The following is a 13,839-nucleotide window of genomic DNA, read 5'->3' on the forward strand; positions in this document are numbered from 1 at the left end:
TCGCTTCAGGGATGTCCTTGCTTCGACACCGCCGTCTGGCCTGGCTCTCCGGAGACGTTCGTCAGCGACGATTTGCCTCGTGGTCTATCGATAGGTATTTTATGGGCGCGGACCTTGTGCGGCCGGGTTTGTATGGACCGGATAATTCAAACAGGCCCCAAGACTCTTATTTCGAGGGAGGAGAATCCATGCGTGAATGGGTGTTTTGCTGTTGCGTGGCGGCGCTGGCCGCCGGGTGCGCGACGACCAACGAGCTTCCGGGTGTGCAACGCGCGCTCGACGCGGGGCCTGACGCCTTCTTGAACAAAGCAGTGGTGGGGCCGCAGGGGGACGGCACGTTCGTAGTGCCCACCACACAAGTCCTGAATCCCGCGGGCAAGACGGTCGAGTTTCCAGGACGGCCCGTGGATATTGCGGTACACCCGGACGGGCGGCTGCTGGCCATCAAAAACCGCGGCGATGTGGTGTTCTTTGATGCCGTCGAGCGCAGCATCGCGCAGACGCTCTCCATGCCCAAAGGGGGCAGCGCCTATTGCGGGATCGCGTGGACCAATGACGGGAGTTGTGTATGGACTACCGCGGCTGAGGCGGCTATTCACTGCGCCACGCGGGGGGAGAATGGCGAATTCGCGTGGGTGAAGACAGTTGAGCTGCCGGGCCCGGATGGCAAAGGCGAATCGGCCCCGGGCGGGTTTGCCTTGGACGAGGCGAAAGGCGTCATTTATGTGGCGTTGAGCCGGAATAACAGTGTCGGTGTAGTCGATATTGCCTCGGGGAAGGTGTCGGCGGAGTTTCCGGTGGGTATCGCGCCGTACGACGTTGTGCTGCTTGGAGACAAAGCCTATGTCACCAACTGGGGCGGGCGGCGTCCCGGGCCGGACGACATCACGGGGCCCACGTCGGGCAGCCGGGCGGTGGTGAATGCGGCGGGTATCGCGTCGACGGGAACCGTGTCCGTAATCGACTTGGCTTCGGGAAGCGTCACGCGCGAGATCGAGGTCGATTTGCATCCCTGCGGGATGGCGATGTCACCGGACGGTTCGCGGCTGTACGTTGCCAACGCAAACAGTGACACGATCAGCGTGATCGACACGGCGCGCGACGCAGTGACGGATTCATGGCTCGCCCGGCCGTCCCCCGAACTGCCTTTTGGCAGCGCCCCCAATGCGATAGCCGTTTCGGACGATGGCGCCTCGTTGTACGTGGCGCTGGGAGGCAACAACTGTATCGCGGTGATGAGCGCACACAACGGCCGAGCACGGGGCCTCATTCCTGCCGGGTGGTATCCCGGCGCGGTTGCGTTTGCGCAAGAAGGCGCATTGCTGTGCGTGGCGAATACCAAAGGCGTGGGGAGCCTTCACCGGGAAGCCAACGCTTCGCGAAAAGAAGGCATGCATGGCAAGGACTGGCAAGGCTTCAATTCGCACGACCACATGGGGTCGGTCACGGTTGTGGAGACGCCGAATGCGGCGATGCTCAATGCGTACACCCAGCAGGCGGCGGTTTCCATGCGCCTGCCGCATATGCTCCGCGGCGCGGACAAAGGAGCGGGGGCGCAGCGGACCGTGGCGATTCCTGAACGGCCGGGGGATGTGTCGGCCATCAAGCATGTGCTGTATATCATCAAGGAGAACCGCACCTACGACCAGGTTTTCGGCGACATGCCGCAGGGTAACGGCGAGCCGGCGCTCTGCCAGTTCGGCCGCGAGGTCACGCCCAACCATCACGCGCTGGCAGAGGAATTCGTGCTGCTCGACAATTTCTACTGCAACGGAGTTCTGAGTGCGGACGGTCACCAGTGGACCAACGAGGGCTATGTCACGGACTATCTCGAGAAAGCGTTTGGCGGGTTTCCACGGAGTTACCCGTATGACGGCGACGACGCACTGGCGTACGCGTCATCGGGCTTCATCTGGGACCATGTGCTGGCGGCAGGCCTGACGTTCCGCAATTACGGGGAGATGGTGAAGGCCCAGATCACTCCGGGGACCGCAACCTGGACCGATATCTACCAGGGTTACCTGAACGGGACCGACCGGGTGAAGGTCACCGCTCGTACGGAGGTGAACGGGCTCGAGAGCTACATCTGCCCCGCGTTCATCGGGTTTCCGGGCAAGATGCAGGATGTGTACCGCGCGCGTGAGTTTCTCAAGGAATTTCATGCCTGCGAAGAAAAGGGGGAGTGGTACAACTTCGTGATCATGCTCTTGCCCAACGATCACACGGTGGGGACGCGCGAGGGCTATCCCACTCCGCGGGCCGCTGTCGCGGATAACGATCTCGCGCTGGGGCAAATCGTCGAGGCCATAAGCCGCAGCCAGTTCTGGCCCCAGACGGCGATTTTCGTGGTGGAAGACGATCCACAGGCGGGATTGGACCACGTGGACGGGCACCGCACCGTGGCGCTGTGCATCAGCCCGTATACCCGGCGGGCGGAAGTTGTCAGCGCGCACTACAACCAGAACAGCATGCTCCGCACCATCGAGTTGATTATGGGATTGCCGCCTATGAACCAGTTTGACATGGCGGCGAACCCCATGTACGAGTGTTTCAGCGACACGCCGGACACCGCGCCTTACACCTGCCGCCCCAATCAGATCCCGCTGGATGAAATGAACCCGAAAGTGGCGTCGTTGCGGGGCAAACAGTTGTACTACGCGAAGAAATCCATGGAGATGCCCCTGGACGACATCGATCGTGCGGAAGAGGACTTGTTCAACCGGATCATCTGGCATTCGGTGAAGGGATACGACGTACCCTATCCAAGACTCGCGCGTCGAGACACTGCCCGCGCGGCCATGTGGGGCGCGCCGGATATCGAAGCGGAGAATGATTGAGGAGAACGAGAGACTCGAAGGGAGAACCGGTGCCGGGAAGAACAGGCTTTACGTTGATTGAACTACTGGTCGTTATCGCCATTATCGGCATTCTTGCGGCGATTCTATTGCCCGCGTTGAGCCGGGCCCGCGAGGCGGCCCGCAGGGCGTCGTGCGCAAACAATCTCAAACAGCTCGGCTTGTCGCTGTTCATGTACGCGAATGAGCATCAGGGCCGCTTCCCGCACCGTCAGGTCCGGAAGGTGACGGGAGCGTTGAGCCCCGAAATGATGTTCAACGGTCCCGCGATGATGCCCGAATACGTCAGCGACGTGAACGTGGTGTGGTGCCCGTCGTGGAACGCGCCGCCGGACATTCTCGAGCGGTACGACGTGGGCAAAGGCAACGGCGACGGCATTATCCAGCCCGAGGAGGTTGGCCAGGAGCCCTATCACTACACGGGGTGGCTGCTCATGGAAGACGTGAACATACTTGGGCCGCTGGTGGGGGTCGAGGGGACGGGGCTCAACGGGCGCCACGAGGAACCCGAGTACCTGTTAACGCCATGGGGCGAACTCGCCCGGGCCAACGTCGATACGGGCGGCGCCGCCAGCGACGATGACTTCAAGGTTTGCGCCGCATTCAGCGGCACGCAGGTTGGGGGCGGCGACACGTATTACCGCTTGCGCGAAGGCATCGAGCGGCTCATGATCACCGACATCAACAATTCCGCGGCAAGTTCGGCCGCCAGCAGCGCCGTTCCGCTCATGTGGGACCATTGCACGACGAAGGTCATCGACTTCTCGCACGCCCCGGGCGGCGGTAACGTGCTCTATCTCGACGGACACGTCGAATTCCTGCTCTATCCCAACGAAAGGTTCCCCTTCACCGAGGACAGCGCCCGGACTCTCGGCCGCTATGGCAAGCCGTTCGACGGGTTTTAGGGGGGGGCCCGGCGCTTCGGCAAGCCGCACAGGCACACGCATGGGAACCGCTTGCGCATATAGCGTCTTATAAGGTGTATACGACCTATAGATAGCAAGCCCGTTCTGGCCGAGGCGGCGGGTGCCGTGAGCTCTCGCCTGCCGTTGTCGCATTTCCGTGTGGGGTCTATAATGCCCCGCGCAAGAGAAGGGTCCATTCCATTCTCAGGAGCACTGCCATGAGAACCCTCGTCTGCCTGTCTCAGATAGTCTTGTCCGGTTTTCTAGTCTCATTCGCGGCGCAGGGCGCCGTTTCCCTGAAAGGAACCCAGGAAATGGAAAGCGTGCCGCATGGGCAGTGGCGTTTTGGCGGCGAGATTGGCAAGCGCATCGATGCGAACATCGAGAACTGGCTATTGCGTGCGCCCGGCGCCAATCCCGGGCTCATCGAGATGTTTCACCGGCGGGACCGTCACTGGCCGTATGCGGAGCCGGTGCCGTGGGCGGGGGAGTTCGCGGGGAAATACCTGATCGCGGCGGTCCAGGCGGTGCGGATGACCGGCGACCCGCGGGTGAAACCGTTCGTACAGGAGTTCGTGGATGCATTGGTTGCGAGCCAGGCCGAGGACGGTTATCTCGGGCCGTGGCGCGAGAACGACCGGCTCTTGGGTCATTGGGACCTGTGGGGACACTACCACTGCATGCTGGGCCTCTTGATGTGGTACGACGAGACCGGCGACCAGAACGCCTACGCCTGCGCCATTCGCGCTGCGGACCGCATCTGTGAGACGTATCACCCCGGGGGCCGGAGGCCCATCGAGGCGGGCACGCCGATGATCAATCTTTCGGTAGTGCACGTCATGGCGCTTATGTACGAGCGAACGGGCGAACAGCGGTACTGGGACCTGATACAGATGATTGTCGAAGACATGGAGAAGGACGGTGACTGGCTGCGCGAGGGGGCGAAGGGAACGCCCTATTTCAAGCTGCCGGGCGGTGGCACGCGGTGGGAAAGCATTCATATCGTGCAGGGAATTGTGGAACTGTACCGAATCACGGGCGAGGAACGGTACAAGACCGCCGCCCTGAATCTCTGGGAAAGTATCCGCGACTTTGACCGGCACCCGTCGGGGGCGTTCTCGACCAACGAACAGGCCTTCGGCTCGGTATACGAGCGGGGCTCGATCGAGACTTGCTGTTCGGTGGCCTGGGAAGCCTTGACGATAGATATTCTCAAGCTTACGGGCGAGCCGAAGGTGGCGGATGAACTCGAGCTGACCACGTGGAACCAGGTTCTCGCGGCGCAGCACCCCTCGGGCAACTGGTGGACCTATGACACGCCCCTGGACGGCATTCGCGCGCCTTCCTATCACCAGATCAATTTCCAGTACCGGCCGGGGACGCCGGAGTTGAACTGCTGTTCGGTGAATGCGCCGAGGGGCCTGGGGATGCTCAGCGAATGGGCTGCGATGCGGGATGAGAACAGCGTGGTTGTCAATTTTTACGGTCCCTGCTCGTTCGAGGTGCCACTGTCCGATGGCAAACGCGTCAAGATCACGGAAGAGACCGACTATCCCCTAGGCGGAAAGGTCGCGCTTCTGTTTGAGTGCGATGAGCCGGCCGAATTCGGCCTTCGATTGCGTATCCCCGAGCATATGCCTGCAGTCAATATGGATTCCAACCGGCCGTATGCGGGGCCGTGGCCTCCCACGCCGGGAACGTACCTCAACCTGCAGGGGTCTTGGGCCAACGGCGACCGGATCAACATCGAGTTTGATATGGCCACGCGCGTGTGGGCCGGGAAAGGATCCCGGTACGGTCGCGCGGCGGTCTATCGCGGGCCTCTGCTGCTGGCGTTTGACGCGTTCTACAACGATATCGAGTCGGCGGACATGAAACCGATTGACGTAGCGGCCGTCGAGTTGGCGCCTGTTCGCGTTATGCCCCCGGATTCGCTTGTGCGGCATGCTCCCATCGGTCTTTGGAAGGTGAATACGGCGGGGGCAGAACCGGTTGTGCTGTGCGATTTTGCGAGCGCGGGCGCCCACGGCACCGATTATGTGTCGTGGCTTCTGGCGGTTAACGTGCCGCCAGTCCGCGCGCGGTTGGAGCTTCCGCGAGATGGCGAGAAAGGCACACCCGGCCCGGTGCTGCTCAGGTGGTCTACACAGGGGGCTCAGGGTGTGATTTGCGAGGCCGTCATGGCTAAGGATGCCGGGTTCAACGACGTAGTTGCCCGGGTTCCGGACCTGAGCGCCAACTACACCATCGTGGACGAGGCGGTGCGCGCGCCAGGGACGTACTACTGGAAAGTCCTGTCAGTCAGCGGCGAAAAACAGGCCGAGAACGAAGAAGGTCCGCGGTCTTTTACGGTCGATCCTGCCGCGAACAGGTCATTTTTCAGCATCGGGGACGATGGCCTGTTGTTCTCCGCGCCCCTGGACGGAAAGGGCGCCCCGGATTTCGGGCGTCTCGAGCACGAGGAGAATGTGGAACCCGCGCCAGAGCGTAACGGCAATACGGGAGGGGCCGTATTCTTCAATGGGGTCGACGCGGGACTTCGATACGAGTTGCCGTTCTTCCCGGAGAGGGACTATACGTTTTACGCGTGGGTGTATCCGGAGAGTCTGCCGGTGGGGTCGATCCAACAGATCTTCTCGGGCTGGTGCCAGGGAATGGATGATCCTCTTCGGGTGACCTTGCGTGACAACGGCGTGTGCGCGGGCATCGAAGCGGGTCAGGCCTGCGCAACGCCGGTTGTACCCTTGACCAATGCGACATGGGTGCATGTGGCGGCGGTCAAGGCGGGGCCTGTCTTGCAGTTGTATGTTAACGGGAAAGAGGCAGCAACGGCGAACGTGCCCGAGCGCATCACAACCCGGAGCACGCTGGTTGGAATCGGTTTCAATCCGAAGTTCAGCGGGGGAGAATACTTCAAGGGCCGGATAGACGGCGCGGCTTTCTATGCGAGCGCCCTTTCCGCGGAGCGAATCCTGAGGCTCTACGAACATGGCGAGTGAGGCGTTTGAGCCTGGACTTTCCAGGAGCGGCGAAATCTGGTGGAACCGCGATTCTTGATATGCCGGCCGTTTTAGATAGGGGAGTCAGGGGGTTTATCGGGGGGGCAAGAATCCGACAAGCGCAAAACCCTCCGCAACCGCGTGCGGGGAAAACGGGTGATTGCCGCGCCGGGCAGTGACGTCCAGGCACGGGCTATGTCCTCCATTTCTTGCCTGAGATACGCCGCCGATTTTTGTTGATGACATCGGGCTGGTGCTTTGGGTACTATGATAAGTGCCAATTGTACTACTGATTGTAGTCAATTGCTGGAGGAGCAATGCGCCATACTTAGGGCTGTGGAGATGCGCGGCTCGGCAAGAGGGCGCCTTCTGCGAGGCGTGTTTGGGGGCGATACACCCCCACGCAGGAAGAATTGATAGCATGGAAAGCTCGCGAAACGCCGCAACGTCATGGCAGCGTCCCCGGATTGGGTGGTCGGTGGTTGTGTTTGTCGTCTTGGGAACGTTGTTCGAGTTTGGCTCGATCTATGCCGACGATTTCTTTCCGTCCCCCCATAAAGTTGGCAACTTTCTAAGCCTTGCTTCCGGTATCTTCATGGCGTTGGCATTGCTGACCATCACGCGCCGCCTGGCCGAGGACCGTGTCTCGCGCGGCATCATCCTGGTGGCGGCCTCGCTGTTCGTTTTTTCGAAAGTCCTTGCCTGCACGGTGGAATACAAGGGGCTGCGCGGCGTTCCTGTATTCGGGCGCGACGGATTCGGGCATGATATCCTCGAAGACTATACCTATACGATCGCCCTGGTCATGATCTTGTTCGGTTTTATCCGTTCCGCGCTCGAGGCCAACAAGGCCCGCTACACGTTCGGCCTTCAGAACGTGGCGTTGAAACGCGAGGTGGAGCAGCGTGCCGAAGTCGAACGCGCGCTGCGTGCCAGCGAGGCTCTCTACCGGGACCTCGTGGATACGGTCCCTGACGTTGTTTGGCGGGTCGACAGAACAGGCACGTTCACCTTTGTCAGTCCTTCGGTCGATACAGCCTTCGGTATATCTCCGGACAATGTTGTGGGCAAACGGCTGGGAGATGTGTTTCCGAAGGACGTCGCGGAACGGACACAAGCCTCGATTGCCCAGCGGGTGAGCGGCGAATCCTGGGAAGCGGGGCAGGGATTCCAATTCAACTACGTGCGGCCCGATGGTGGGGTGCGGAGCTTCGAGTCCCTGAGCGCCCCCGTATATGATTCCGACGGGCGGGTCGTGGAGATTCAGGGCGTCTCACGTGACATCACGGCCTATATCGAGGCGAATGAGGCGCTTGCGGCGAGCGAGGAAAAATATCGGGTCTTTGTCGAAAACAGCCCCCTGGTGATGGCACGCGTTAACCGCGATATGAAATATGTTTTCGTCAATCGAGCCTATCTTGAGGCCGTCAGGCTCACCCAGGAAGCGGTCGTCGGCAAAGGTCCGGAGGTTATCGAAGGCGTCATGCATCCCGACGATTTTCCGGTGATTGTAGGCTATGTCAAAGAGGCACTCGAGAGCCAAGAACGCCGTACCACCGAGGTTCGGATGATGGATGCAGAGGGCCGTTGGCGCTGGTTCTTGCATCTTGTTTACCCGTGGTACGAACCGAACGGCCGGCTGGGCGGAATCGAAACGCTTGCGCGCGATGTGACCGAACGGAGACTGGCGGAAGAGGCTCTGCGGAAAAGCGAGGAAACCGCCCGGGCGCTTCTGAACGCGACGAGCGACCATGTCGGTCTGATTGACCATGAAGGGCGCTTGCTTGCCTTGAACGAGCACCTGGCTGGCAGCTTTGGGAAATCCCCTTCGGACCTGGTGGGAGCGGATATCCGCGAGCTTCTGAACGGGGAAACTGCCGTAACGCGTTGGCGGAATATGCGGGCTGTGCTTCGAACGGGGCGTCCGCTTCGTTTCAGTGACGAATACAAGGGGCGCCATTTCGAGCACTGCTTCTATCCCGTGGGCGACGAGAACGGGGAGTTCACGAGGCTGGCGTTCTATTCACGCGATATGACCGATTCGCTGCGTAAAGAAGAGGAGCGGGTCCGGCTTGCCAAGGCGATCGAACAGGCGCCGGACTCGGTGATCGTGACCGGAACCGACGGCGTCATCCAGTACGTGAACCCGGGTTTCGAACGAAACACGGGCTACACGCGTCAGGAAGTTGCCGGTCAAACCACGCGTTTCCTTCGTTCGACCGAGCATGCTGAGAGCTTTTACAGAACCATCGAGGATACGATTTCTCGCGGGGCGATATGGTCCGGAAGACTGGTAAGCCGCCGCAAGGGCGGGAGTCTGTTCGAGTCGGACGCCACGATTTCGCCGGTCCATAACGACGCGGGGGTAATCATCAATCACGTATGGTTGATACATGATGTATCCACTGAGGTGAGTCTGGAGCGGCAGTTGCTTCAGGCCCAGAAAATGGAGGCCGTCGGCACGCTTGCGGGGGGTATTGCCCACGATTTCAACAACATTCTCTCACTCATACTCGGGCACAGCGAGCTTCTCCTCGAAGCCATTCCCGACAACGAAATAGCACGCTTCAACGTGCGGCAGATCACGAGGGCGGGCAATCGCGGCGCCGAGCTTGTCAAACAGATCCTCACCTTCAGCCGCCAGGTCGAGCGCCGTTGTGAGCTGTGCAATGTGGGGACTATCCTGAAAGAGGCCCTTCGGTTTCTTGCCGCCTCCCTTCCTGCAACCGTCGAAATCCAGCAGCACATCGAGGACGAGACCGGGGCTGTCATGGCCGACCCGATACAGATCTACCAGGTGGTGATGAATCTATGCACGAACGCCTATCAAGCGATGGGTACCGAAGGCGGAATTCTGGAACTGGGCGTGGACGAAGTGGAGATTGGCCGCGACTTTCAGGCGGACGTAGGGTCTCCGGGGCCGGGAAAATATGTACGGCTGACCGTTTCCGACACCGGGACAGGCATTGATCCGGCTGTCATAGGCCGTATGTTCGAACCGTTCTACTCGACCAAGAAACCCAGCCAGGGGACAGGTCTCGGGCTGTCAACAGTGCACGGGATCGTGACAGGTTATGGGGGCGCGGTGCGGGTTCACAGCGCGGTAGGAGAAGGGTCGGTTTTCGAGGTGTTCTTGCCCCAAGTGGAAGCCGGTATTCCCCTGGAAGCGGCTCCGGAGGAATTCCTGGTTGGGGGTTCCGAGCGGATCTTGTTTGTGGACGATGACGCCGATTTAACCCAGATGGCAGGCATGCTGCTGCACCATCTCGGATACACGGTCGAAACATTCAGCAACAGCATGGCGGCCTTCGAGGCCTTCTCCTCCAGCCCGGAGAGCTTTGATCTGGCCATTGTGGACCAGATCATGCCCCACCTCATGGGGGTCGAGCTGGCCAAGCGCATGCTGCAGAGGCGTCCGGGATTCCCCGTGTTCTTGCTTACCGGATACAGCGAAGGCATAACGCCGGAGCAGGCGCGCGATCTGGGGATCCGTGAGTTCATCATGAAACCATTTTCTTCCCGGGAACTGGGGACTCTTATCCGCAAGGCGCTGGATGGCGTGGACGCGCAGCGTAACTGAACATGCGGTGAGGCGCTATACCAGCCGTGTGAACAGGCGCGCCGCGTTGCCTCCGCACAGGGTGAGCTTCTCGACGTCCGACAAATCTCCCAGTGCTATACGGCCCACCTCGAACGCGAAATCGAACATGGGATAATCCGAGCCATACAGGACCTTTCGCAGGCCTACCTGCTTGGCCAGACGTTGGAGGGCTTTTCGCCATGCCGCGGAACCCGCGACGTCGAGGTAGAGGTTGTCGATCACGCCAGCGAGAGAAATCATGTCGGGAGGCGGCGACCAGGTGTTCCATGTGCATGCGTGGGCTACGATGAAGGGCACGTTCGGATACCGCTGGGTTGTGCCCTTCCAATCGTCTTCGCCGTGGGCGTGTACAAGCACGGGTAATGCGTGTTCGTTGGCGTACTCGAGGGCTTCGGAGTATCCGGCGTCGTGTAGCGGTTTTCCGTGGAGGCCGCAGTGGAATTTCAGCCCGACGAAGTTTACGGCTTTTTCGAAACAGCGTTCGATTTCGCCTGCGGTGTCCTGTGGATAATTGGGGTTTATTACGCAGTAACCGTATAGGAAATCAAGGTATTTGCGGATGATGTGAGCGGTTTGCTCGTTGCCGAGGCGCGTCTCGCCGTGAATGGCCGTAAAGCTGCTGCCGACCACTTTGTGCACGGCGCAACGGTGCATCGAGTTTACGATATCCTCCGGCCGACTGACCGGCGACGAGGTGGTCTCCCAGGACCCGTAGTGGGCGTGCACGTCGATCACGACGCCTTTGGGCCAGTTCGCGGGGTCGCGGCGGAGCAGGTCCGTGGCGGGATGTGAGTTGATGCGCAACAGACGGTGGGCGTTATGCCAGCTCGCCGCGGTTTGCTCGGCTTGGGTAAGACCGCTGCGGCAAAGTTGGAACACGCGGTTCTCACCCGCGCACTGAGGCATGCCCGTGCCGAAAAGGATGCGGCCGGCCAGCCCTTCGCGCGCCATGAGCTGATACGCGTCAGGCAAAACGAAGGCGTGGCATTCGAGGTTGAGATTGGGGGCTGTCCGCAGCGCGGCATACAGATTCCGCGTGTCGCCCACCGAGACGCCTATCAACGCGACATCCAGACTGGGGAAGCGGCGGCAGATATCCAGCACATCGTTCCACGGGATCGGCGACTGGCTCCAGTGGTGCTCTCCGAAATCGAGCAACACGGGCATGCCGGCCTGTTCGAGTTGATTCAGGAGGGGGCCGGTACACCATGCCCCGAGACTGTAGTGGCCATGTTTGGGCGTAAAGCGCACTGCCCGCACCCCTGCTGAGCGGGCGCGCTCAACCCACCCCTTGGGTTCGGGCAGGTCGCCGAACGCGGGGGGCGCCATCACCCAGCAGGGGAAGAGATTCTGGTGTCCCCGGAGTTGTTCGATAAGCAGCGCGTTGCCGTACTCGGCGTCGGCCTCAAGCGCGATGGCGTGGCAGACCAGTGCCTCGTCGATGCGCAGGCGCCGCATTTCTTCGAGGAGGTCGCCGGGGGTGTCAAACGGCGCGCCTGCGGGCAACGCCGTGCGGCCGAGAGTGACGTTCAGGTCGAAGAGGGGCATAGCGGCGCGCGTTACTCCTTTGGTTTCGCCGGGGGGACCGTCCAATGCGTGCCGGCAACGTGAGTGATGGCGTCGTCCATAGTGAAATAATAGATGGTGAAGATCTCGCCGGGTGATTTCTCGATGCTGATGGGATAGCCCAGATCGGAGCCGAAGGGGGCGGCATCGTTGCGCAAGACGATGATGTTCTCGGTATCCCACGTGTGGCCGCCGTCCGTGCTCAAGGCGGCGCGGATGCCCATGGGTTCCTGACGGTAACCATACGTGCACAGCATCCGCCCGTCGTGCAGCGGAATGAGGTTGGCGGGGTAGCCCCACATGCCGGTTTCGACGGCCGGGGACCATGTAATGCCGCGGTCTTTGCTGATAGACAGGCGCAAGAATCCGCCTTCGGGGGGTTCCGAGCGCATCATGGCGATCACTTCGCCGTCAGCGTTCTCGCACAGGGCCGTCTCGTTAAACCGCACCGTGCCAGCGGGATCCGCCGCCAGGGGAAGGAACCACCAGGTGCCGCCGTTATCCGCCGACCGCAAGATAAACGTGCGCGTGGCGGTATCTTCCTTAAGCTCGCCATAGATGGCATGCAGGAGGGTGCCGTTGGAAAGCCGCACGTACGAGGAGGAGTTGTAAGTCATCAAGGACCGGTGTGCGGGGAGCTGGAGTTCCTGTTTCTGCCAAGTTTTGCCGCCGTCATCGCTGCGGCGCGAGTAAGCCCCCTGCAGGTATGCCACAACACCCGGACGGACATCGCGCACGGTGATGTCCTGTTTTTCGAATTCTTCACGCTGTTCGGCGGGCACTTCGCGCCAGCCGTAGGCGCGGGCGTCAGCGAGGGAGCCGTCTTCATTTCGCATGCAGGCGCCGATAGGGTTTTCGCCCTCGCAGGGTTCCCAGGTATAGCCTTGGTCGCGCGAGATGTACCGCGCCGACCCGCCGGTGTTGTCGATATGCGACCGTCGTGTGCGCGTGCCGAAAGACGTGAACAAAGCGCGGTCATCCATCCGTACGAGGCTTGGAAAACACGCGTAGACGCCCGGCTCCTTGTAGACGACCACGTCCTGGGCTTGCGCGTATCTTGGTGGCAGGGGGGGCGGCTCGCCCAATGCCGCGTACCGCACGTCCGCGTAAACGGCCTCCGATTGGGCGGCACTGCTGCACGAGCCGAACATGACGCAGTTGCGGCCCGAATAGGCGGGCACGGTAAACTTACCAGTACCGTCGAGTACCATCTCGCCGTCAACCCACACGAAGAAATCGGCGTTGCGAATGGCCAGGCGGTAGGTGTGGAAATCGGAGGTGGTATCCATCTCGTGGCGGATTTCCCCGTCCTGCTCGAGGTATGTCGATAGATAACCCGGGTAGAGCGTGATAGAGGTCTCGTGTGTACCGTCCGAGGCGTGGAGGAAAGCGCCCGAGCGGCTGGTGTTGTTTATGAGCTTGATGCGGCCTTCGACAACGGCCCCGTCTTCCGGACGCGCGCGCCACGCGAAGGTATAGAAGTGCAGACTGCCGTTCTCCGTGCCGCTATCGATGATGCGCAGCCCTTCGTTCTCGAGCGTGTATTCGGTGTTGGCGCCGATGTTTTCGCGCCAGCTGGGCATCGAAGCCATGGGCGTGCATGTGCCGTCGTAGATGCCGTCCCACTCGAATTCGCCGTTCGGCGGCCCCGTTTCGCCCGCGAATGCCATGTACGCGGGAAATGCGAAGACAATGAACGCCACAGACATAAACGTTGGTATTGCCGTGTTCTTCACCCCAAACTCCCTTATTGTACGGACTGGTCCTCAAATCATAGTGACGGCACGCAAGCACTGCAAACTTGTCGGAAAGAGCGCAATCAAGACAAACCGCGGCAACGCTCAGGGCGCCGAGGAGCGCAGACGTGATGTTCCGCGCCTTCAGTTTGGGCTGCTGTCTTTCGCCCGCAACGG

General features: G+C 61.0%; 6 protein-coding genes. 4 read left to right on the top strand and 2 right to left on the bottom strand.

The genetic code is table 11. From position 1 onward, the window contains the following. The first annotated feature begins 188 nt into the window (after positions 1 to 188). From PLJ71_08650 to PLJ71_08665, 4 genes are all read left to right on the top strand, one after another. Positions 189 to 2,837, top strand: a complete 2,649-nt coding sequence (locus tag PLJ71_08650; protein HQM48744.1) for a bifunctional YncE family protein/alkaline phosphatase family protein — start codon at positions 189 to 191, stop codon at positions 2,835 to 2,837. A 29-nt stretch (positions 2,838 to 2,866) separates the two neighbouring features. Then, complete coding sequence (locus PLJ71_08655; protein HQM48745.1) at positions 2,867 to 3,760, top strand: DUF1559 domain-containing protein; 894 nt, start codon at positions 2,867 to 2,869, stop codon at positions 3,758 to 3,760. Positions 3,761 to 3,978: 218 nt separating this feature from the next. Beyond that, positions 3,979 to 6,759, top strand: coding sequence for a glycoside hydrolase family 127 protein (locus tag PLJ71_08660; protein ID HQM48746.1), 2,781 nt, complete (start codon positions 3,979 to 3,981; stop codon positions 6,757 to 6,759). Positions 6,760 to 7,180: 421 nt separating this feature from the next. Next, a complete protein-coding gene (locus tag PLJ71_08665) occupies positions 7,181 to 10,339 on the top strand; it encodes a PAS domain S-box protein (GenBank protein HQM48747.1) in 3,159 nt (1,052 codons plus the stop codon). A gap of 15 nt (positions 10,340 to 10,354) precedes the next feature. Here PLJ71_08665 and PLJ71_08670 read toward each other — a convergent pair whose 3' ends face one another. Together PLJ71_08670 and PLJ71_08675 are read right to left on the bottom strand one after the other, a co-directional pair. Further along, on the bottom strand, positions 10,355 to 11,908 hold the full coding sequence (locus PLJ71_08670) for an amidohydrolase family protein (GenBank protein ID HQM48748.1): 1,554 nt from the start codon (positions 11,906 to 11,908) through the stop codon (positions 10,355 to 10,357). Positions 11,909 to 11,919: 11 nt separating this feature from the next. After that, positions 11,920 to 13,662, bottom strand: coding sequence for a sialidase family protein (locus PLJ71_08675; GenBank protein ID HQM48749.1), 1,743 nt, complete (start codon positions 13,660 to 13,662; stop codon positions 11,920 to 11,922). Positions 13,663 to 13,839 lie beyond the last annotated feature (177 nt).

Source organism: Candidatus Hydrogenedentota bacterium (assembly GCA_035416745.1).
GTDB lineage: Bacteria > Hydrogenedentota > Hydrogenedentia > Hydrogenedentales > SLHB01 > UBA2224.